This is a genomic window from Burkholderia sp. BCC0097, assembly GCF_902832985.1.
Taxonomy (GTDB): Bacteria; Pseudomonadota; Gammaproteobacteria; order Burkholderiales; family Burkholderiaceae; genus Burkholderia; species Burkholderia orbicola.
The window spans coordinates 866,963-887,891 of sequence record NZ_CADFDM010000003.1 but is presented as its reverse complement, the minus strand read 5'-3'; the positions used below and the strand labels follow the sequence as shown (position 1 = coordinate 887,891).

At 67.0% G+C, this 20,929-nt stretch carries 19 protein-coding genes; 18 read left to right on the top strand and 1 reads right to left on the bottom strand.

The genetic code is table 11. From position 1 onward, the window contains the following. The first annotated feature begins 123 nt into the window (after positions 1-123). The 18 genes from coq7 (at position 124) to lpxC (ending at position 20,303) form a co-directional block, all read left to right on the top strand. On the top strand, positions 124-750 hold the full coding sequence (gene coq7, locus HWX07_RS13785; protein ID WP_006477026.1) for a 2-polyprenyl-3-methyl-6-methoxy-1,4-benzoquinone monooxygenase: 627 nt from the start codon (positions 124-126) through the stop codon (positions 748-750). Between the two features lie 386 nt (positions 751-1,136). Continuing rightward, positions 1,137-1,565: a division/cell wall cluster transcriptional repressor MraZ gene (gene mraZ / locus HWX07_RS13780; protein WP_006477025.1), complete on the top strand. Its 429-nt coding sequence runs from the start codon at positions 1,137-1,139 to the stop codon at positions 1,563-1,565. A gap of 23 nt (positions 1,566-1,588) precedes the next feature. Continuing rightward, complete coding sequence (gene rsmH / locus HWX07_RS13775) at positions 1,589-2,530, top strand: 16S rRNA (cytosine(1402)-N(4))-methyltransferase RsmH (protein WP_011694135.1); 942 nt, start codon at positions 1,589-1,591, stop codon at positions 2,528-2,530. After that, entirely contained in the window at positions 2,527-2,868 is a 342-nt protein-coding gene (gene ftsL / locus HWX07_RS13770; RefSeq protein ID WP_006477023.1) for a cell division protein FtsL, read from the top strand. The genes rsmH and ftsL overlap by 4 nt, the downstream gene beginning before the upstream one ends. Continuing rightward, the gene (locus HWX07_RS13765; protein ID WP_012327848.1) at positions 2,865-4,712 is read left to right on the top strand and encodes a penicillin-binding protein 2; all 1,848 of its coding nucleotides are present in this window, start codon (positions 2,865-2,867) and stop codon (positions 4,710-4,712) included. The genes ftsL and HWX07_RS13765 overlap by 4 nt, the downstream gene beginning before the upstream one ends. Further along, positions 4,709-6,256: a UDP-N-acetylmuramoyl-L-alanyl-D-glutamate--2,6-diaminopimelate ligase gene (locus HWX07_RS13760; RefSeq protein WP_175876571.1), complete on the top strand. Its 1,548-nt coding sequence runs from the start codon at positions 4,709-4,711 to the stop codon at positions 6,254-6,256. The genes HWX07_RS13765 and HWX07_RS13760 overlap by 4 nt, the downstream gene beginning before the upstream one ends. Further along, positions 6,253-7,659 carry a UDP-N-acetylmuramoyl-tripeptide--D-alanyl-D-alanine ligase gene (murF, locus tag HWX07_RS13755; RefSeq protein ID WP_175876570.1) on the top strand — a complete coding sequence of 469 codons (1,407 nt, stop codon included), beginning with the start codon at positions 6,253-6,255 and terminating at the stop codon, positions 7,657-7,659. Before HWX07_RS13760 ends, murF begins: the two co-directional genes overlap by 4 nt. Positions 7,660-7,675: 16 nt before the next feature. Beyond that, on the top strand, positions 7,676-8,845 hold the full coding sequence (mraY, locus tag HWX07_RS13750; protein ID WP_006477019.1) for a phospho-N-acetylmuramoyl-pentapeptide-transferase: 1,170 nt from the start codon (positions 7,676-7,678) through the stop codon (positions 8,843-8,845). 28 nt (positions 8,846-8,873) lie between these two features. Beyond that, entirely contained in the window at positions 8,874-10,385 is a 1,512-nt protein-coding gene (gene murD, locus HWX07_RS13745) for a UDP-N-acetylmuramoyl-L-alanine--D-glutamate ligase (RefSeq protein WP_175876569.1), read from the top strand. Then, a complete protein-coding gene (gene ftsW / locus HWX07_RS13740) occupies positions 10,382-11,665 on the top strand; it encodes a putative lipid II flippase FtsW (RefSeq protein WP_006487115.1) in 1,284 nt (427 codons plus the stop codon). Before murD ends, ftsW begins: the two co-directional genes overlap by 4 nt. Beyond that, positions 11,662-12,765, top strand: coding sequence for an undecaprenyldiphospho-muramoylpentapeptide beta-N-acetylglucosaminyltransferase (gene murG, locus HWX07_RS13735; protein ID WP_012327852.1), 1,104 nt, complete (start codon positions 11,662-11,664; stop codon positions 12,763-12,765). Before ftsW ends, murG begins: the two co-directional genes overlap by 4 nt. Further along, positions 12,762-14,159, top strand: coding sequence for a UDP-N-acetylmuramate--L-alanine ligase (gene murC, locus HWX07_RS13730; RefSeq protein ID WP_175876568.1), 1,398 nt, complete (start codon positions 12,762-12,764; stop codon positions 14,157-14,159). The genes murG and murC overlap by 4 nt, the downstream gene beginning before the upstream one ends. 1 nt (position 14,160) lies before the next feature. After that, positions 14,161-15,102: a D-alanine--D-alanine ligase gene (locus tag HWX07_RS13725; protein ID WP_124455309.1), complete on the top strand. Its 942-nt coding sequence runs from the start codon at positions 14,161-14,163 to the stop codon at positions 15,100-15,102. Positions 15,103-15,121: 19 nt separating this feature from the next. Beyond that, complete coding sequence (locus HWX07_RS13720) at positions 15,122-15,874, top strand: cell division protein FtsQ/DivIB (protein ID WP_006477014.1); 753 nt, start codon at positions 15,122-15,124, stop codon at positions 15,872-15,874. A gap of 26 nt (positions 15,875-15,900) precedes the next feature. Next, positions 15,901-17,133, top strand: coding sequence for a cell division protein FtsA (gene ftsA / locus HWX07_RS13715; protein ID WP_006487138.1), 1,233 nt, complete (start codon positions 15,901-15,903; stop codon positions 17,131-17,133). A 111-nt stretch (positions 17,134-17,244) separates the two neighbouring features. Beyond that, positions 17,245-18,441: a cell division protein FtsZ gene (gene ftsZ, locus HWX07_RS13710; protein WP_006477012.1), complete on the top strand. Its 1,197-nt coding sequence runs from the start codon at positions 17,245-17,247 to the stop codon at positions 18,439-18,441. 197 nt (positions 18,442-18,638) lie between these two features. After that, positions 18,639-19,145 (top strand): peroxiredoxin, encoded by a 507-nt coding sequence (locus HWX07_RS13705; RefSeq protein ID WP_175876567.1) that lies wholly within the window; start codon positions 18,639-18,641, stop codon positions 19,143-19,145. A gap of 240 nt (positions 19,146-19,385) precedes the next feature. Then, on the top strand, positions 19,386-20,303 hold the full coding sequence (gene lpxC / locus HWX07_RS13700; protein WP_175876566.1) for a UDP-3-O-acyl-N-acetylglucosamine deacetylase: 918 nt from the start codon (positions 19,386-19,388) through the stop codon (positions 20,301-20,303). Between the two features lie 83 nt (positions 20,304-20,386). On the opposite strand, the gene HWX07_RS13695 is transcribed toward lpxC, so the two are convergent. Further along, positions 20,387-20,863 (bottom strand): DUF721 domain-containing protein, encoded by a 477-nt coding sequence (locus HWX07_RS13695; RefSeq protein WP_175876565.1) that lies wholly within the window; start codon positions 20,861-20,863, stop codon positions 20,387-20,389. Between the last annotated feature and the right edge of the window lie 66 nt (positions 20,864-20,929).

The window sequence follows — 20,929 nt, the reverse complement described above, 5'->3', positions numbered from 1 at the left end:
TCCTTTATGCAACAATGGTTAAAATCACGGGTTAACCGCAATTTCCGCTGAATAATCAAGTCGGTTACGCAGCGCACTCGTGCCCTTGCCGCGCGCAGCGGCACCTGCAGCCAGGAGAACAGGATGGTGTTGGACGAACTGATCAGCGAATTCGATCGCGGCCTGCGATCGCTGACCGGCATTAGCCGGATGAGCCGGCCGGTGCCCGTGCCGGCCGATACGCCGGACGTCGAACTGACGCCCGCCGAACGCACGCACGCGGCCGGCTTGATGCGCGTGAATCACGTGGGCGAGGTCTGCGCGCAGGCGCTCTATCAGGCGCAGAAGCTCACCGCGCGCACGGCGTCGGCGAAGGCGATGTTCGAGGAGGCCGCGCGAGAGGAGGAGGATCACCTCGCGTGGACCGCGCACCGCCTGAAGGAACTCGATTCGCGCCCGAGCCTGCTGAATCCGCTGTGGTATGCCGGCGCCCTCGCGATCGGCGTCGCGGCCGGCACGCTCGGCGACAAGGTCAGCCTCGGCTTCATGGCCGAGACGGAGCGGCAGGTCGAGAGCCATCTCGAAGGTCACATGTCCGAACTGCCGCCGACCGATACCGCGTCGCGCGCGATCGTCGACCAGATGCGGATCGACGAGGTGAAGCACGGCAAGGCCGCGACCGACGCCGGCGGGATCGAGCTGCCGCTGCCCGCGCGGATGCTGATGCGCGCCGCGTCGAAAGTCATGACGAGCACTGCGTACTATCTCTGAGATTTGCGCCGGGGTGGCGTGGGACGCCGCCCCGGTTCACCGGCCCCGATATCGCCCGCTCCCTCCTCGTTTTCCCGCCCCCAAAAGCCCCGTCCGCACGCCCGTCTGGCCCGTCTTTCTCACGTATCACCTTCACAAGTTGCACTAGCTCATTCATTTATAACGGTTTTTGGAATGAGGGGGCGCATGAGCATGTGCGCGTAAGTCCTTGTTCTAACTAACAAAATTCGTCAAAAAAGCGGGCCGCTCCCTTGACCGTGCCACACCCTTCCTCTAAAGTGGGAGACAGTGTGAGAAAGTGTATTTTTGTGTGATTTAGCAGGCTGTTCCGGCTAAATTCTCAGCATTGAGCGGGTGCTTCGGTGCCCTGAACGGGAGAGCGGAAAGTGTTCCAAGGGGCGTCGGCGCTGACGCTCGATGCGAAAGGGCGGATGTCGGTGCCGTCTCGCTATCGCGAAGCGCTGCAAGGACAGGCAGAAGGACGGGTGACTGTGACCAAGCACCCGGACGGCTGCCTGTTGCTGTTTCCGCGCCCCGAATGGGAAGTGTTCCGCGCCAAGATCGCCGCGCTGCCGATGGACGCGCACTGGTGGCGACGAATTTTTCTCGGCAATGCGATGGACGTCGATCTCGACAGCGCGGGCCGGATTCTTGTATCGCCCGAGCTGCGCATGGCAGCCGGACTGGAAAAGGAAGTCATGTTGTTGGGAATGGGTAGTCACTTCGAGCTGTGGGATTCGCAGACCTACAACGCGAAGGAGCAGGCGGCGATGGCGCAGGGCATGCCCGACGCGCTGAAGAATTTCACGTTCTGATTGCGGTGACGGAGACGCCCGCGATGGGAAATGAATTGCGGCATCGGACGGTGCTGTTGGATGAAGCGGTCGAGTCGCTCGTGACGCGGCCGGACGGCGTGTACGTCGACGGCACGTTCGGGCGCGGCGGGCACAGCCGCGCGGTGCTCGCGCGGCTGGCGTCGGCCGGGCGGCTGATCGCGTTCGACAAGGATCCGAGGGCGATCGAGACGGCGCAGGGCATCGAGGATGCGCGCTTCTCGATCGTGCATGACAGCTTTGCATCGATGCGCGACGCGCTTGCGGCGCGCGGCGTCGAGAAGGTGTCGGGGGTGTTGCTGGACTTGGGCGTGTCCTCGCCGCAGGTGGACGATCCGGCGCGCGGCTTCAGTTTCCGCGCCGATGGTCCGCTGGACATGCGAATGGATCCGACGCGTGGCGAGTCGGCGGCCGAATGGCTCGCGCGGGCTTCGGTGCAGGAATTGACGGAGGTGATACGGGATTATGGGGAAGAACGGTTTGCTTTTCAGATTGCAAAGGCGCTTGTTGCTCGCCGGGCAGAGTCCGACCGTCTTGGGCCTCTCGACACCACGGGCGAGCTTGCCCAAATCGTGGGTCACGTCGTCAAAACCCGTGAGAAGGGCAAGGATCCGGCAACCCGCACCTTTCAGGCTATACGGATTCACGTCAATCAAGAGCTTGCGGACCTGCAAGTCGTACTAGACGCGGCACTGTCGTTGCTGGAGCAAGGGGGGCGGCTGGTGGTCATCAGCTTTCATTCACTCGAGGACCGGATCGTCAAGCGATTCATGCAGGCGCACGCGAGTGCGCCTGCGGTCGATCGTCGCCTGCCGATCCGCGCCGTCGACCTCCCGAGCCCGCCGCTCAAGATCATCAGCCGCCAGTTTCCGAGCGAAGCGGAAGTCGCCGCGAATCCGCGCGCCCGCTCGGCCGTGATGCGCATCGCGGAGCGCGTCACGCCATGAGCCGCCTCAATATCTTCCTGCTGATCATCGTGATGGGTTGCGCGCTGTCGGTCGTCAACTCGACGAACCAGCAGCGCCAGATCTTCATCCAGCTGCAGCGCGCGCAGTCGCAGGAGCGTCAGCTCCAGCAGGACTACGCGCAGCTTCAATATCAGCAGAGCGCGCTGTCGAAGACGTCGCGCATCGAGCAGCTCGCGAACGATTCGCTGAAAATGCAGCCGATCTCGACTGGCCGCACGCAATACCTGACGCTGCCGGCGGGCGCCGCGAAGGCGATCGACGCGCCGATCCCGGCGTCGGCCGACACGGCCGGCAAGGGCAAGGGGGGCGCGCGATGAAGCCGTCCCCGAAGCGCCAGAACGTGAAGTTCTCGTCGAGCCCCGTGCTGGGCGTTCATTTGCCGATGTGGCGCTCGAAGCTCGTCGTGTTCCTGCTGTTCATGGCGTTCGTCGCGCTGGCCGCACGGGCGTTCTGGATCCAGGGGCCCGGCAACGCGTTCTATCAGAAGCAGGGCGAAAGCCGCTACCAGCGCACGATCGAACTGCCCGCGACGCGTGGCAAGATCCTCGACCGTAACGGGCTCGTGCTCGCGACGAGCCTGCCGGTGCGCGCGATCTGGGCGATTCCCGACGCGGTGCCGGACGATCTCGATGCCGACAAGGTCAACCAGCTCGGCAAGCTCCTCGGCATGACGTCGAAGGAATTGCGCGTGAAGCTGTCGGAAGACAAGGGTTTCGTCTACGTGAAGCGCCAGGTGCCGATCGACGTCGCCGACAAGGTCGCCGCGCTCGACATTCCCGGCATCTATCAGCGCAACGAATACAAGCGCTTCTATCCGGAAGGCGAGATCACCGCTCACCTGATCGGCTTCACGAACGTCGAGGACGAAGGGCAGGAAGGCGTCGAACTGGGCGACCAGAAGATGCTGTCCGGCACGTCGGGCATGCGCCGCGTGATCAAGGACCGGATGGGGCACATCATCGAGGATGTCGCCGAGCAGATTCCGCCGCACAACGGCACCGACGTCGACCTGTCGATCGACAGCAAGATCCAGTACATCGCGTACGCGAACCTGAAGGCTGCCGTCGAGAAGTTCAAGGCGAAGGCCGGCGCGGCGATGGTCGTCGACGTGCGGACCGGCGAAGTGCTCGCGCTCGTCAACTACCCGACGTACAACCCGAACGACCGCTCGCGCATGACGGGCGAGCAGTTGCGCAACCGGATCATGACCGACGTGTTCGAGCCGGGCTCGATCATGAAGCCGTTCACGGTGTCGCTCGCGCTCGACCTGCACCGCGTGACGCCGAACACGCTCGTCGAGACGGGCAACGGGCATTTCGTGCTCGACGGCGCGCCGATCACCGACGACGCGGGTTTCGGCACGCTGACGGTCGGCGGCGTGATCCAGAAGTCGAGCAACATCGGCGCGACGAAGATCGCGATGACGATGCGGCCCGAGGAAATGTGGAATATGTATACGAGCATCGGCCTCGGCCAGGCGCCGAAGGTCGGCTTCCCGGGCGCGGTGGCTGGCCGCCTGCGTCCGTGGAAGAGCTGGCGCCGCATCGAGCAGGCGACGATGTCGTACGGCTACGGCCTGTCCGTGTCGCTGTTCCAGCTCGCGCGGGCGTACACGGCGATCGCGCACGACGGCGAGCTGATGCCCGTGACCATTTTCAAGACCGACCCCAATCAGCCGGTCGCCGGCACGCAGGTGTTCAATCCGACCACCGCGCGCGAAGTGCGCGCGATGCTCGAGACGGTGGTGGCGCCGGGCGGCACGTCGCCGGATGCGGCCGTGCCGGGCTATCGGGTCGGCGGCAAGAGCGGTACCGCGTACAAACATGAAGGTCACGGCTACACGCGCAAGTACCGCGCGTCGTTCGTCGGGATGGCACCGATGCCGAATCCGCGTGTCGTGATCGCGGTGTCGGTCGACGAACCGACTGCCGGCAGCCACTTCGGCGGCCAGGTGTCCGGCCCCGTATTCTCGGCGATCGCCGGCGACACGATGCGTGCGCTGAACGTTCCGCCGAACATGCCGATCAAGCAGCTCGTGGTGTCCGACGATTCGCCGGACTCCCCTGCCGCAAAGGGCCCGCAAAAGCTGGCTACGAGCAGCGGCGCGAAGCATATGATCGTGTCCAGCACGACGCGTAATTCACCAGGAGTTGTTCGATGAGCGCCGCCCGCAGTTCCCATCCGGCGCATCAGCAGATCGCAGCCGCGCTTGCGTGGCTGCGTCAGCATGTGGCCCCTACGGCGCAACTGCATGCCGACACGCGCAGCCTCGAGGCTGGCGACGTGTTCGTCGCGTATGCGGTCGACGGGGCAGATAACCGCGCTTTCATGGCGGATGCCGTTGCACGCGGTGCGGCCGCCGTGCTGTATCAGCCGGAAGGGCTGGCCCACGCACCGGCCGCGCCGGCCGTACCCGTCGCGCTGGCGGTGCCGGCGCTCGACCAGCTCGCCGGCGAGATCGCCAGCGGCTGGTACGGCGACCCGAGCGACAGCCTGCTGGCGATCGGTGTCACGGGCACGAACGGCAAGACGTCGTGCACGCAATGGATCGCCACCGCACTGACGGCGCTGCACCAGCCGTGCGCGGTGATCGGCACGCTCGGCACCGGGATGCCCGGTCAGCTCGTGCCGACCGGTTTCACGACGCCCGACGCGCCGCAACTTCAGCGCAGCCTCGCGCAATTGCGCGACGCGGGCGCGCAGGCGGTGGCGATGGAAGTGTCGTCGCATGCGCTGCACCAGGGGCGCGCGAACGGGACGGCGTTCGACGTCGCGGTGTTTACGAACCTCACGCAGGATCACCTCGACTATCACGGCACGTTCGATGCGTATGAGGCAGCGAAGGCGAAGCTGTTCGCATGGCGCGGCCTGCGCGCGGCGGTGATCAACCGCGACGATGCGGCTGGCCGCCGCCTGCTCGAGAAGCTGGCTGGCCGTGTGCGCACGATCGCGTACGGGATCGGCGACGCACCGGCGCCTGACGCCGATCGGGAACTGGTCGCGTTCGACGTGCGCGCCACCGTGACGGGTACCGCATTCCGCCTGCGTTCGTCGTGGGGCGACGCGGACGTCGAGGTCGGCACGCTCGGCACGTTCAACGTCAGCAACCTGCTCGCGGTGCTCGGCGCGCTGCTCGCGGCCGACGTGCCGTTCGACGCGGCCCTTGCCGAGATCGAGCGGCTCGAGTCGGTCAACGGCAGGATGCAGCGGCTCGGCGGCCGGTTGCAGAACGACGAACCGCTCGTCGTGATCGACTACGCGCATACGCCAGACGCGCTCGAAAAGACGCTCGACGCGCTGCGCCCGATCGCCGCGGCGCGCGGCGGCCGGCTCGTCTGCATGTTCGGCTGCGGCGGCGATCGCGATGCGACGAAGCGTCCGCTGATGGGCGCGATCGCGGAGCGGCTCGCCGACGAAGTCGTCGTCACGAGCGACAACCCGCGCAGCGAAGATCCGCAGCACATCATCGACCAGGTCGTCGCGGGCATGACTGCGCCCGATCGCGCGCGCCGTATCGAGGATCGCGCGAGCGCGATCCTGCAGGCCGTGCGCGGCGCCGCACGCGAGGATGTCGTCGTGCTGGCCGGCAAGGGCCACGAGGCCACACAGGAAATCATGGGCAAGAAGCGCGCGTTCTCCGACCAGGATCACGCACGGCTCGCGCTCGCAGCGCGCGCGACGCACGGCAAGGGAGGCGCCGAATGACGATGCTCAGCCTCGGCGAAGCCGCCCGCCTGATTCCCGGCGCCACCGTCCACGGCGACGCGGGCGTCACGTTCGACCGCGTGTCGACCGACAGCCGCACGGTCGGCCCGGGCGACCTGTTCGTCGCGTTGAAGGGCGAGCGTTTCGATGCGCACGACTTTCTCGGCGACGTTGCCGCGCGCGGCGCTGCCGCGGCGCTCGTCGCGCACGCCCGGGCGGGCATTGCGATGCCGATGATCGAAGGCGGCGAAACGCGTGCCGCGCTCGGCGCGCTCGCGCACGGCTGGCGGATGCGATTCCCGCTGCCGCTCGTCGCGGTGACGGGCAGCAACGGCAAGACGACCGTCAAGGAAATGATCGCGTCGATTTTCGCGGCGGCGGTCGGCGCCGACGCGCGGCTCGCGACGGCCGGCAACCTGAACAACGATGTCGGCCTGCCGCTGACGCTGCTGCGCCTGTCGGCCGCGCATCGTCTCGCGGTGATCGAGATCGGGATGAACCATCCGGGCGAAACCGAAGTCCTCGCGCGCCTCACCGCGCCGACGGTCGCGCTCGTCAACAACGCACAGCGCGAGCACCAGGAATTCATGGCGACGGTCGAAGCCGTCGCGCTCGAACATGCGGCCGTGATTCACGCGCTGCCGCCGGACGGCGTTGCGGTGTTCCCGGCCGACGACGCGTACGCGGGCATCTGGCGCGTCGCGGCGACCGGCAACCGGATCCTCGATTTCGCGCTGCACGACGCCGAACGGCAGAACGACGCGCAGGTCGTCGGCCGCATGCACGGCGGCGAACTCGCGATCGACACGCCGGCTGGCGCCGTCACGGTGCGGCTGCGCGCGCTCGGGGAGCACAACGCGCGTAACGCGCTGGCCGCGACGGCCGCGGCGCTCGGGGCCGGCGTCGCGCTGTCGGCGATCCGGCAGGGTCTCGAATCGTTCGAACCGGTCAAGGGCCGGCTGCAGGTGAAGCAGGCGAGCGTCGGCAGCCTCGCGGGCGCGACGGTCGTCGACGACACGTACAACGCGAACCCCGATTCGATGCGTGCCGCGATCGACGTGCTCGCCGCGCATCCGGCGCCGCGCGTGCTGGTGATCGGCGACATGGGCGAAGTCGGCGACGAAGGGCCGGCCTTCCATCGCGAGATCGGCGCGTACGCGCGCGAACGCGGGATCGACGCGCTGTTCGCGTTCGGCGACGCATCGCGCGACGCGTGCACGGCCTACGGCGACACGGCACGCCATTTCGACGACGTCGGCGCGCTCGTGTCGGCGCTGTTCGCCGCCGGTTACGGCGCGCAGGCGACAGTGCTCGTGAAGGGCTCGCGGTACATGAAGATGGAGCGCGTGGTCGACGCGCTGACGAACCAACCCGCGGCGGGCACCGTGCCCGCCGCACACTGAGTAGAAGGAAGGAAGCATGCTGCTGGCGCTGGCGCAATGGCTGCAAGGAGACGCAAGCTTTTTGCGCTTGTTCACGTACCTCACGTTCCGGGCGGTGATGGCCACCATCACCGCGCTGGGGATCGGGCTCGTGTGCGGTCCGTGGGTGATCCGCAAGCTGACGCAAATGAAGGTCGGGCAGGCCGTGCGCAAGGATGGTCCCCAGACCCACCTCGTCAAGTCCGGCACGCCGACGATGGGCGGCGTACTGATCCTGATCGGCATCGCGGTCGCGACGCTGCTGTGGGGCGACCTGACGAACCGTTTCATCTGGATCGTGATGCTCGTCACGTTCGGCTTCGGCGTAATTGGCTGGGTCGACGATTACCGCAAGGTCGTCCACAAGGATCCGCGCGGGATGTCGTCGCGCGAGAAGTATTTCTGGCAATCGGTGATCGGGCTGTTCGCGGCTGTTTATCTCGCGTTCAGCGTGTCCGAGGCAAACAACGTGCGCGTGTTCGACCTGTTCATGGCGTGGGTGCGGAGCGGCCTGTCGATGGGGCTGCCGGCGCGCGCCGACCTGATGCTGCCGTTCCTGAAGTCGATCAGCTACCCGCTCGGCGTGTGGGGCTTCATCGTGCTGACCTACTTCGTGATCGTCGGCGCGAGCAACGCGGTGAACCTGACCGACGGTCTCGACGGTCTCGTGATCATGCCGGTCGTGCTGGTCGGCGCGTCGCTCGGTGTGTTCGCGTACGTGATGGGCAGCGCGGTCTATTCAAAATACCTGCTGTTCCCGCACATCCCCGGCGCGGGGGAACTGCTGATCTTCTGTTCCGCGATGGGCGGGGCGGGGCTCGCGTTCCTCTGGTACAACACACATCCCGCGCAGGTGTTCATGGGCGACGTCGGCGCGCTGGCGCTGGGCGGCGCGCTCGGCACGGTCGCGGTGATCGTGCGCCAGGAAATCGTGCTGTTCATCATGGGCGGCATCTTCGTCGCGGAAACGCTGTCGGTGATGCTGCAGGTGTCGTGGTTCAAGTACACGAAGAAGCGTTACGGCGAAGGGCGGCGCCTGCTGAAGATGGCGCCGCTGCATCACCATTTCGAATTGTCCGGCTGGAAGGAAACGCAGGTGGTCGTGCGTTTCTGGATCATCACGCTGATGCTGTGCCTGTTCGGTCTGACCACCCTCAAGCTGCGGTAAAGGAAAGGTAACAAGGATGTCTGGCGAGATGTTTGGAGATCGGCAACGGCCGATGGTGCTCGTACTGGGGCTCGGGGAATCGGGTCTCGCGATCGCGCGATGGTGCGCGAGGCACGGGTGCCGGCTGCGCATTGCCGATACCCGCGAGGCGCCGCCGAACCTTGCCGCGCTGCAGGCCGAAGGCATCGATGCGGAATTCGTCGGCGGGGCGTTCACGCCCGCGCTGCTCGACGGCGGCGTCGAGATCGTCGGGCTGAGCCCCGGGCTGTCGCCGCTGGAGCCGGCGCTCGCGGCGCTGGTCGCGGCCGCGAACGAGCGCGGTGTCGCGGTGTGGGGCGAGCTGGAATTCTTCGCGCAGGCGCTGCGCGCGCTCGGCACGAGCGGCTACCAGCCGAAGGTGCTCGCGATTACCGGCACCAACGGCAAGACCACGACGACGAGCCTCACGGGCCTGCTGTGCCAGCGCTCGGGCAAGAAGGTCGCCGTCGCGGGCAACATCAGCCCGGCGATGCTCGACCGGCTCGCGAGCGCGATCGACGAAACCGCGCTGCCCGACGTATGGGTGCTCGAACTGTCGAGCTTCCAGCTCGAGACCGCGCGCACGTTCGCGCCCGATGCGGCCGCGATCCTCAACATCACGCAGGACCACCTCGACTGGCACGGCAGCTTCGACGCATACGCGCAGGCAAAGGGCCGGATCTTCGGCGCGACAACGACGCGCGTGCTGAACCGCGACGACGCGGCCGTGATGAAATTCGCGCCGGCAGCCGGCGCGGCCGACGCGCCCCGCACGGTCACGTTCGGCCTGAACGAACCGACGCAGGACAGCGACTACGGGCTGTCGCGCGACAACGGCATCGCATGGCTGGTGGAAGCCGTCGATCGCGACGCGCCGGATGAAGCGACGACGACCCGCCGGCGCAAGCGCGACGCCGCGCATACGCCCGACATCGCGCAAAAGCGCCTGATGCCGGCCGACGCGCTACGCATCCGCGGGCTGCACAACGCGGCGAACGCGCTGGCCGCGTTCGCGCTCGCGCGCGCGATCGACCTTCCGGCCGCACCGTTGCTGCACGCGCTGCGCGAATACCGCGGCGAAGCGCATCGCGTCGAAGTAATCGCGACGATCGACGACGTTGACTACGTGGATGACAGCAAGGGCACGAACGTCGGCGCGACGGTGGCCGCGCTCGACGGGCTCGCGCAGAAGATCGTGCTGATCGCGGGTGGCGACGGCAAGGGGCAGGATTTCGGGCCGCTGGTCGCGCCGGTCGCGCGCTGGTGCCGCGCGGTGATGCTGATCGGGCGCGACGCGCCGGTGATCCGCGACACGCTCGCCGAAACGGGCGTGCCGCTCGCCGGGCACGCGACGCTCGAAGCAGCGGTGCACGCAGCAGCCGAGCTCGCCGAGCCGGGCGATGCAGTGTTGCTGTCGCCTGCGTGCGCGAGCCTCGACATGTTCAGGAACTACGCCCATCGCGCGGAAGTGTTTCGCGCGGCGGTCGACGCAATCGCCATCGACAAAGGAGCGACGCCATGAGCTGGTCCGATCGCCTCGTCTCCCGTTTCAACGACCGGCGCGACACCGGCGGCAATGCCGCGGGCGGCCGCGTCGCATCGGCCACGCGCGCCGCGACGGGCGGCCTCGCGAGCGTCGTCAACGGCGTGCGTCCGAGCCGTTCGCGAATGCTCGATTTCGACTATTCGCTGCTGTGGGTCGCGATCGCGCTGCTCGGACTCGGCGTCGTGATGGTGTATTCGGCGTCGATCGCGATGCCCGATTCGCCGAAATACGCGTCGTATCACGATTACGCGTTCCTGATGCGCCACTGCGTGTCGCTCACCGTCGCGTTCATCGCGGCGGTGCTCGCGTTCCGCGTGCCGGTGTCGACCTGGGACAAGTACGCGCCGCATCTTTTCCTGATCGCGCTGGTCGGCCTCGTGATCGTGCTGATCCCGCACGTCGGCAAGGGCGTGAACGGTGCGCGCCGCTGGATTCCGCTCGGCATCACGAACATGCAGCCGTCGGAAATCATGAAGCTCGCGGTGACGATCTACGCGGCGAACTACACGGTGCGCAAGCAGGAATACATGCAGAGCTTCGCGAAGGGCTTCCTGCCGATGGCGTTCGCGGTCGGCCTGGTCGGCGCGCTGCTGCTGCTCGAGCCCGACATGGGCGCGTTCATGGTGGTCGCCGCGATCGCGATGGGCGTGCTGTTCCTCGGCGGCGTGAACGGCAAGCTGTTCGGCGGCCTCGTCGCGACGGCGGTCGGCACGTTCACGATGCTCGTGTGGCTGTCGCCGTGGCGTCGCGAGCGGATCTTCGCGTATCTCGATCCGTGGGACGAGCGCTACGCGCAGGGCAAGGCTTACCAGCTCACGCACTCGCTGATCGCGTTCGGCCGCGGCGAGTGGTTCGGCGTCGGCCTCGGCGGCAGCGTCGAGAAGCTGAATTACCTGCCGGAAGCGCATACCGACTTCATCCTCGCGGTGATCGGCGAGGAACTCGGTTTCGTCGGCGTGCTGGTCGTGATCCTGCTGTTCTACTGGATCGTGCGCCGCGCGTTCGAGATCGGCCGCCAGGCGCTCGCGCTCGATCGCACGTTCGCGGGCCTGATGGCGAAGGGCATCGGCATCTGGTTCGGCGCGCAGACGTTCATCAACATGGGCGTGAACCTCGGGCTGCTGCCGACCAAGGGGCTGACGCTGCCGCTCGTGAGCTACGGCGGCTCGGGCATCCTGTTGAACTGCGTGGCGCTCGCGGTACTGCTGCGTGTGGACTACGAGAACCGGGTGCTGATGCGCGGAGGGAAGGTATGACCGCGTCACAACGCACGCTGATGGTGATGGCAGGCGGCACCGGGGGCCACGTGTTCCCGGGGCTCGCGGTTGCGCACCGGATGGAGGCGGCGGGCTGGCGCGTCGTATGGCTCGGCAATCCGGCCGGGATGGAAGCGACGCTGGTGCCGAAGCACGGCATTCCGATGGAGTACGTGCGGTTCGGCGGGCTGCGCGGCAAGGGACTGAAGACCAAGCTGACGCTGCCCGTTAACCTGCTGCGCGCATGCTGGCAGAGCCTCGGCGCGCTGCGCCGCGTGCGGCCGGACGTCGTGCTCGGGATGGGCGGCTACATCACGTTCCCGGCGGGCGTGATGACCGCGCTGTCGGGGCGTCCGCTCGTGCTGCATGAACAGAATTCGATCGCGGGCCTGACCAACAAGGTGCTCGCGAAACTCGCGAAGCGCGTGCTCGTCGCGTTCCCCGGCGCGTTGCCGCACGCGGAATGGACGGGTAACCCGATTCGCGCGGAACTGGCGCGCACGGAACCGCCCCAGGCACGCTATGCGTCGCGCAGCGGCCCGTTGAACGTGCTGGTGGTCGGCGGCAGCCTCGGGGCGGCCGCGCTGAATGAAGTCGTGCCGCGCGCGCTGGCGCTGCTGGCGCCGGGCGAGCGCCCGCGCGTCGTGCACCAGGCCGGCGTGAAGCACATCGAGGCACTGAAGGCGAATTACGAAGCGGCCGGTTTCGCGGCCGGCGAGGGCGTGCGGCTCGTACCGTTCATCGACGACATGGCGGCCGCGTATGCGGCGGCGGATCTGGTGATCTGCCGGTCGGGCGCGATGACGGTGTCGGAGATCGCGGCGGTGGGCGTGGCGGCGCTGTTCGTGCCGTTCCCGTATGCGGTCGACGATCACCAGACGACCAACGCCGCGTTTCTCGCCGATGCGGGCGCGGCCGTGCTGGTGCAACAACGCGACCTGTCGGCGGAGCTGCTCGCCGACTGGCTGCGCGGCCAGTCGCGGGCATCGCTCGCGGCGATGGCCGAACGTTCGCGCACGCTCGCGAAGCCCGAGGCCACCGACGAAGTCGCGCGCGTCTGCGCGAAGGCGGCCGGCGCGAACCTGGAAATACTGCAATGAAACACATCGTCAAACACATTCATTTCGTCGGGATCGGCGGTGCGGGCATGAGCGGCATCGCCGAAGTGCTCGTCAACCTCGGTTACGCGGTCAGCGGCTCGGACCTGTCGCGCAATGCGGTGACCGATCGCCTCGGGGCGCTGGGCGCGCGGATCGCGATCGGCCACGACGCGGCGAACATCGAGGGCGCGAACGCGGTCGTCGTGTCGACGGCCGTGCGCTCGGACAACCCGGAAGTGCTGGCCGCGCGCCACCAGGGCGTGCCGATCGTGCAGCGTGCGGTGATGCTCGCGGAGCTGATGCGCCTGAAGCAGGGCATCGCGATCGCCGGCACGCACGGCAAGACCACGACGACGAGCCTCGTCGCGAGCGTGCTCGCGGCGGGCGGGCTGGACCCGACGTTCGTGATCGGCGGCCGGCTGATCAGCGCCGGCGCGAACGCACGGCTCGGCACGGGCGACTTCATCGTCGCGGAGGCCGACGAGTCGGATGCGTCGTTCCTGAACCTGTACCCGGTGATCGAAGTCATCACGAACATCGACGCCGACCACATGGACACCTACGGCCACGATTTCGCGCGGCTCAAGCAGGCGTTCATCGAATTCACGCAGCGCTTGCCGTTCTACGGCAGCGCGGTGGTGTGCGTCGACGATCCGAACGTGCGGCAGATCATTCCGTTCATCTCGAAGCCGGTCGTGCGCTACGGCCTGTCGCCGGACGCGCAGGTGCGCGCGGAAGACATCGACGCGCGCGACGGCCGGATGCACTTCACGGTGATCCGCGAAGGGCGTGCGCCGCTCGCGGTCGTGCTGAACATGCCGGGCCTGCACAACGTGCAGAACGCGCTCGCGGCGATCGCGATCGCAACCGATCTCGGCGTGTCGGACGACGCGATCCAGCTGGCGCTGGCGGAATTCAACGGCGTCGGCCGGCGCTTCCAGCGCTACGGCGACGTGCCGAGCGCGGACGGCGGCCAGTACACGCTGATCGACGACTACGGCCATCACCCGGTCGAGATGGCGGCGACGATCGCGGCCGCGCGCGGCGCGTTCCCGGGCCGCCGCCTCGTGCTGGCGTTCCAGCCGCACCGCTATACGCGCACGCGCGACTGCTTCGACGATTTCGTCAACGTGCTGTCGACGGTCGATGCGCTGGTGCTGACGGAAGTCTACGCGGCCGGTGAGGCCGCGATCCCGACGGCCAGCGGCGACGCGCTGTCGCGCGCGCTGCGCGCGGTGGGCAAGGTCGACCCGGTGTTCGTCGCGACGGTCGACGACGTGCCGGACGCATTGGCGAAGGTCGCGCAGAACGGCGACGTGGTGATCACGATGGGGGCGGGTTCGATCGGCGGCGTGCCGGCGAAGCTCGTGCAACACATTCAACAGAAGGCATGACATGAGCGGGATCGATCCGAAACGTTTCGGCAAGGTGGCGGTGTTGTTCGGCGGCGAATCCGCCGAGCGCGAGGTGTCGCTCACCTCGGGCCGCCTCGTGCTGCAGGGCCTGCGTGACGCGGGCGTCGACGCGCATCCGTTCGACCCGGCCGAGCGGCCGCTGTCGGCGCTGAAGGACGAAGGCTTCGTGCGCGCGTTCAATGCGCTGCACGGCGGCTACGGCGAGAACGGCCAGATCCAGGGCGCGCTCGATTTCTACGGGATTCGCTACACGGGCAGCGGCGTGCTGGGCTCGGCGCTCGGCCTCGACAAGTTCCGCACGAAGCTCGTGTGGCAGCAGACGGGCGTGCCGACGCCGCCGTTCGAGACGGTGATGCGCGGCGACGATCTGGCCGCGCGCGCGACCGACATCGTCGCGAAGCTCGGCCTGCCGCTGTTCGTGAAGCCGGCGAGCGAAGGCTCGAGCGTCGCGGTGCTGAAGGTGAAGACGGCCGACGCGCTGCCGGCCGCGCTCGCGGAAGCCGCGACGCACGACAAGATCGTGATCGTCGAGAAGAGCATCGAAGGCGGCGGCGAATATACCGCGTGCATCGCCGGCGATCTCGACCTGCCGCTGATCAAGATCGTGCCGGCGGGCGAGTTCTACGACTACCACGCGAAGTACGTCGCCGACGATACGCAGTACCTGATCCCGTGCGGCCTGCCGGCGGAACAGGAAGCGGAACTGAAGCGCATCGCGCGCCGCGCGTTCGACGTGCTCGGCTGCACCGACTGGGGCCGCGCGGATTTCATGCTCGACGCGGCTGGCAATGCGTACTTCCTCGAAGTGAACACGGCCCCCGGGATGACCGACCACTCGCTGCCGCCGAAGGCCGCGCGCGCGGTCGGCATCGGCTATTCCGAGCTGGTCGTGAAGGTGCTGTCGCTCACGCTCAACGATTGACGCAGGAACGGAACGACGTATGTGGAACAACGTTCGCCAACTCAACCTTGCCGCCAGCGCGCTGTACGCGCTGCTGCTGCTCGTGTTGGCGGCGGCCGGCTGCTACTGGCTGATCCAGCGCCCGACGTTCGCGCTGCGGGAGATCCGGATCGACGGCGACACCGAGCACATCAACTCGCCGACGGTGCGCGCGGGCGTGGTCGGCCGGCTGAAGGGCAATTTCTTCACGGTCGATCTCGATACGGCGCGCGCGGCGTTCGAGCAGATGCCGTGGGTGCGTCACGCGAGCGTGCGCCGGGTGTGGCCGAATGCGCTGGCTGTCACGCTCGAGGAGTACAAACCGCTCGGGACCTGGGGCAGCGATCAGCTGGTGAGCGTCGACGGCGAGCTGTTCACCGCGAACCAGGGCGAGCTGGAGCAGGAACTGCCGGCGTTCGACGGCCCGGAAGGCAGCGCGAAGGAAGTCGTCACGCGGTATCGCGACTTCGGGAAATGGTTTGCGCCGCTGAAGGCGGCGCCGGAAGAAGTGACGCTGTCGGCGCGGTACGCGTGGACGGTGAAGCTGTCGAACGGCATGCAGGTCGAGCTGGGCAAGGAACGCAACAGCGACACGCTGCATGACCGGAGCCAGCGCCTGGTCGCCGCGTGGCCGGCCGTCACGGAGCGTTGGGGCAACGACATCGAGTACGCGGACCTGCGGTATCCGAACGGATTCGCGATTCGCGCGGCAGGCATGCGGTTCCTGACCGATACCGACAAGCGCAAGAAGTAACGAGAGATCACACGCAAGAGCACTTTATGAGCAAAGACTACAAGGATCTGCTGGTTTCCCTCGACATCGGCACGTCGAAGGTGGTGGCCATCGTCGCCGAGTTGAAAGGCGAGGGTCACTACGAGGTGATCGGTCTCGGCCAGAGCGAGTCGAAGGGTCTGAAGAAAGGTGTGGTGGTCAACATCGAGGCCACCGTGCAATCGATCCAGCGCGCGCTCGAGGAAGCCGAGCTGATGGCCGACTGCAAGATCACCAACGTGTTCACGGGGATCGCGGGCAGCCACATCCGCAGCTTCAACTCGAGCGGAATGGTCGCGATCAAGGACAAGGAAGTCACGCAGACGGACGTCGCGCGCGTGATCGAGACCGCGAAGGCGATCAACATCCCGACCGACCAGCAGGTGCTGCACATCCTCACGCAGGAATTCATCATCGACGGCCAGGAAGACGTGCGCGAGCCGATCGGGATGAGCGGCATCCGGCTGGAAGTGAAGGTGCACATCGTGACGGGCGCCGTGAGCGCCGCGCAGAACATCGTCAAGTGCGTGCGCCGCTGCGGTCTGGAAGTGAACGACCTGATCCTGCAGCCGCTCGCGTCGTCGCTGGCGGTGCTGACGGAAGACGAGAAGGATCTCGGCGTGGTGCTGGTCGACATCGGCGGCGGCACGACCGACATCGCGATCTTCGCCGAAGGCGCGATCCGCCATACGGCGGTGATCCCGATCGCCGGCGACCAGATCACGAGCGACATCGCGATGGCGCTGCGCACGCCGACGCCGGATGCGGAAGACATCAAGGTCGGCTACGGGATCGCGAAGCAGGCGCTCGCCGATCCGGACGAAATGGTCGAAGTGCCGGGCCTCGGCGAACGCGGCCCGCGCACGCTGTCGCGCCAGGCGCTCGCGGCCGTGATCGAGCCGCGCGTCGAGGAACTGTTCTCGCTCGTGCAGCAGGTCGTGCGCGAGTCGGGTTACGAAGAACTCCTGAGCTCCGGCGTGGTCATTACCGGCGGCGCGTCGATGATGCCGGGCATGGTCGAGCTCGGTGAAGACATTTTCCTGAAACCGGTGCGCATCGGCGCGCCGGAATATGCAGGCGGCCTCTCCGACGTCGTGCGCAATCCGCGCTACTCGACGGCGATGGGGCTGCTCGTCGAAGGCAGTGCGCAGCGCATGCGCGGCCGCAAGGTCGCCGTGCAGTCCGGCAACGCGGGGCAGGTGTTCTCGCGGATGAAGGAATGGTTCCTGAGCAACTTCTGACGAACCGAATCGAAATTCGCGCTGGTGCCGGCGGCTGGCGCGCGACAGGGGGTTGCCCGATCTCCTGCCGAATAACGGCCGAGTAGCAGTCATTCTCTTGACGGAGGCAACATGGAATTCGAAATGCTGGAAACCGAAACCAACGGCACCATCATCAAGGTGGTCGGCGTTGGCGGCGCTGGCGGCAATGCCGTCCAGCACATGATCAACCGCGGCGTGCAGGGCGTCGACTTCATCGTGATGAACACGGACGCCCAGGCGCTGTCGCGTTCGCGCGCATCGTCGGTGATCCAGCTCGGCAACACGGGTCTGGGCGCTGGTGCGAAGCCGGAAATGGGTCGTGCGGCAGCGGAAGAGGCGCGTGAGCGCATCGCCGACGCACTGCGCGGCGCGCATATGGTGTTCATCACGGCCGGCATGGGCGGCGGCACGGGCACGGGCGCGGCACCGGTGGTCGCGCAGATCGCGAAGGAGATGGGCATTCTGACGGTTGGCGTCGTCAGCAAGCCGTTCGAGTTCGAAGGCGGCAAGCGCATGCGCGTCGCCGAAGCAGGCTCGCAGCAACTGGAGGATCACGTCGACTCGCTGATCGTCGTGCTGAACGACAAGCTGTTCGACGTGATGGGCGACGACGCCGAGATGGACAAGTGCTTCCAGTGCGCGGACGACGTGTTGAACAACGCGGTGGCAGGTATCGCGGAAATCATCAACGTCGACGGCCTCGTGAACGTCGACTTCGAAGACGTGAAGACGGTGATGGGCGAGCAGGGCAAGGCGATGATGGGCACGGCGACGGTCGCCGGCGTCGATCGCGCACGCCTCGCGGCGGAACAGGCCGTGGCGAGCCCGCTGCTCGAAGGCGTCGATCTGTCGGGCGCGCGCGGCGTGCTGGTCAACATCACGTCGAGCCGTTCGCTGCGCCTGTCGGAAACGCGCGAGGTGATGAACACGATCAAGAGCTACGCGGCGGAAGATGCGACGGTGATCTTCGGTGCGGTGTACGACGACGCGATGGGCGATGCACTGCGCGTGACGGTCGTGGCGACGGGTCTGGGCCGTGCTGCGAAGAAGCAGCAGTCGGCCCCGATGACGCTGCTGCGCACCGGTACGGACAACCAGCCGGTCAGCGCGGTGTCGCACGGCTATGCGCAGCCGCATCACGTCAGCACGGCCGACTACGGCGCGCTCGATACGCCGGCGGTGTGGCGCAATTCGCGCGAAACCGCGGCATCGCACGTGCAGGCGCTGCAGGAGAAGGGTGTCGACACGTACGACATCCCGGCTTTCCTGCGCAAGCAGGCTGACTGACGCAAACACAGGCGAAGCCGCGGCGCAGTCGTTGAGATTGCCGCGGTAACGCCGGCGTGACGGATGCTACGGACCCAAACAGGCCGCGTCGGATGCGACGCCGGGCCGGGAAACGTGCCCTCTTCGCGTGAGCGAAGCGGGATGGGCCGTGCTGTCCGCTACACGCTGAAAAACCGTATCGCTATGAGGGACCAGCCATGATTCAAGTGGGCGACGCGCTGCCCGACGCGCAATTGTTCGAGTTCATCGACGACGCGCGCGAAGGGTGCACGCTGGGGCCGAACGCCTTCAGCGTGCGCGATCAGGTTGCGGGAAAGCGGGTGGTGATCTTCGGATTGCCGGGCGCGTTCACGCCGACCTGCTCGGCGCAGCATGTGCCGGGCTACGTCGAGCACGCCGAGCAATTGCGCGCGGCGGGTATCGACGAGATCTGGTGCGTGTCCGTCAACGACGCATTCGTGATGGGCGCATGGGGACGTGATCTGCACACCGCGGGCAAGGTGCGCATGATGGCGGACGGCAGCGCGGCTTTCACTCATGCGCTGGGGCTGACGCAGGATTTGTCCGCGCGTGGCATGGGAATTCGTTCCTTGCGCTACGCGATGGTGATTGACGGCGGTGTGGTCAAGACGCTGGCCGTCGAGGCGCCGGGCAAATTCGAAGTGAGCGATGCGGCGAGTGTTCTCGCGACGTTGACGTCCTGATCGTGCGGTGCGCCGTTGCCTTCCGGCAACGCTGCTCACCGGCCTCAGGGCAGTTGTAACACGGGCTGATGACCGGAAACGCCTCCGTTCCGGGCATCGGCCCGTCCCGTATCGGCGCGGGTAAACTGTCGAAACAGATTGATACGCAGTTTCAGACAGCGCTGAATAGGGAATTACGCTATAATCCCGCCTATCGAATATAACTCCTGATTGATATCTTCAATCAAGACGAAGAAGACCATGTTGAAGCAGCGCACCATCAAATCCATCGTGAAGACCGTGGGTATCGGTGTCCACTCGGGCCGCAAGATCGAGTTGACGCTCCGTCCCGCCGCGCCCGGCACGGGCATCGTCTTTTCACGCGTCGACCTGCCCACGCCGGTCGGCATTCCCGCATCGGCGATGTCGATCGGCGACACGCGGCTCGCGTCGGTGTTGCAGAAGGATGGCGTGCGCGTGTCGACGGTCGAGCACCTGATGTCCGCGTGTGCGGGTCTCGGCATCGACAACCTGTACGTCGATGTGACGGCCGAGGAAATCCCGATCATGGACGGCAGCGCGGCCACGTTCGTGTTCCTGATCCAGTCCGCCGGCATCGAGGAGCAGAACGCGCCGAAGCGCTTCATCAAGGTGACGAAGCCGGTCGAAATCCGCGACGGCGACAAGTTCGCGCGTCTCGATCCGTATTTCGGCTTCAAGCTGAAGTTCTCGATCGACTTCCGCCACCCGGCCGTCGACAAGACGGGCCAGGAGCTCGAGGTCGATTTCGCGACCACGTCGTACGTGCGCGAGATCGCGCGTGCGCGCACGTTCGGCTTCGCGCACGAGGCCGAGATGCTGCGCGAGATCGGCCTGGCGCGCGGCGGCAGCATGGACAACGCGATCGTGCTCGACGAATACCGCATCCTGAACAACGACGGGCTGCGCTACGACGACGAGTTCGTGAAGCACAAGATGCTCGACGCGATCGGCGACCTGTACGTGATCGGCCATCCGCTGCTGGCGTCGTACACCGCGTACAAGTCGGGCCACGGGCTGAACAACGCGTTGCTGCGCGAGCTGCTCGCGCACGAAGACGCGTACGAGATCGTGACGTTCGACGATCCGCAGGCTGCACCGAAGGGGTTCGCGTTCGACGCGCAGACGGCCTTCGCGTGACCGGCGTTCAGCGCAAGCGATAAAAAAGCGACCCTCGGGTCGCTTTTTTGTTGGCTGACCGCCCCCGACGATGGTCGATGCGATCAACGCGGCTTCGCGCCGTGCCGGGCCGCCATCCGCGCGAGCGCGGCCTGCAGCGGCGACGGCTCGAGGTGGTCGGCGAGGTCGCGCAGCGCGGCGGCGCCGGCCGAAGTCATCCGCGCCTGCTTCACGTGCGGCGGCTCGGGCGCGTCGTTCGGCCGCACGCGCACGCGCAGCGTCGTCACGGGCCAGCCGCGCTTCTGGAGATCGCCGAGCAGCCGTACTTCGACCTGTCGCAGCCGTGCTGCCAGCGCATTGTGCGCGGCAAAGAGGGTCAGGGTGCCGTCCTTGATGAAGCCCGGTTCGACGTGATTCGCCAGATAGTCGGGCAGGCACGCGCCCAAGTCGCGCTGCAGCGACGCGATCTGCTCGACGCCGGCGCGCAACGCGGCGAACGCGTCGGTACGACCGAGCACTTCGGACACGGGTTGCGGGCGATAGGCGGCGAGCGGGCCGAAACGCTTGGAAAATCGGTTCATCGAGGCTTTCTTCGAGCGCGCACGCGCGCGGACGTTGCAGCCGATTGTACCCGCGCCGGCCTGTGC

Coding starts and splice junctions, on each gene's coding strand:
- coq7 (WP_006477026.1), top strand. CDS start 124: ATGGTGTTGGACGAACTGATCAGCGAATTCGATCGCGGCCTGCGATCG.
- rsmH (WP_011694135.1), top strand. CDS start 1,589: ATGGGAAATGAATTGCGGCATCGGACGGTGCTGTTGGATGAAGCGGTC.
- ftsL (WP_006477023.1), top strand. CDS start 2,527: ATGAGCCGCCTCAATATCTTCCTGCTGATCATCGTGATGGGTTGCGCG.
- HWX07_RS13765 (WP_012327848.1), top strand. CDS start 2,865: ATGAAGCCGTCCCCGAAGCGCCAGAACGTGAAGTTCTCGTCGAGCCCC.
- HWX07_RS13760 (WP_175876571.1), top strand. CDS start 4,709: ATGAGCGCCGCCCGCAGTTCCCATCCGGCGCATCAGCAGATCGCAGCC.
- murF (WP_175876570.1), top strand. CDS start 6,253: ATGACGATGCTCAGCCTCGGCGAAGCCGCCCGCCTGATTCCCGGCGCC.
- mraY (WP_006477019.1), top strand. CDS start 7,676: ATGCTGCTGGCGCTGGCGCAATGGCTGCAAGGAGACGCAAGCTTTTTG.
- murD (WP_175876569.1), top strand. CDS start 8,874: ATGTTTGGAGATCGGCAACGGCCGATGGTGCTCGTACTGGGGCTCGGG.
- ftsW (WP_006487115.1), top strand. CDS start 10,382: ATGAGCTGGTCCGATCGCCTCGTCTCCCGTTTCAACGACCGGCGCGAC.
- murG (WP_012327852.1), top strand. CDS start 11,662: ATGACCGCGTCACAACGCACGCTGATGGTGATGGCAGGCGGCACCGGG.
- murC (WP_175876568.1), top strand. CDS start 12,762: ATGAAACACATCGTCAAACACATTCATTTCGTCGGGATCGGCGGTGCG.
- HWX07_RS13725 (WP_124455309.1), top strand. CDS start 14,161: ATGAGCGGGATCGATCCGAAACGTTTCGGCAAGGTGGCGGTGTTGTTC.
- HWX07_RS13720 (WP_006477014.1), top strand. CDS start 15,122: ATGTGGAACAACGTTCGCCAACTCAACCTTGCCGCCAGCGCGCTGTAC.
- ftsA (WP_006487138.1), top strand. CDS start 15,901: ATGAGCAAAGACTACAAGGATCTGCTGGTTTCCCTCGACATCGGCACG.
- ftsZ (WP_006477012.1), top strand. CDS start 17,245: ATGGAATTCGAAATGCTGGAAACCGAAACCAACGGCACCATCATCAAG.
- HWX07_RS13705 (WP_175876567.1), top strand. CDS start 18,639: ATGATTCAAGTGGGCGACGCGCTGCCCGACGCGCAATTGTTCGAGTTC.
- lpxC (WP_175876566.1), top strand. CDS start 19,386: ATGTTGAAGCAGCGCACCATCAAATCCATCGTGAAGACCGTGGGTATC.
- HWX07_RS13695 (WP_175876565.1), bottom strand. CDS start 20,863: ATGAACCGATTTTCCAAGCGTTTCGGCCCGCTCGCCGCCTATCGCCCG.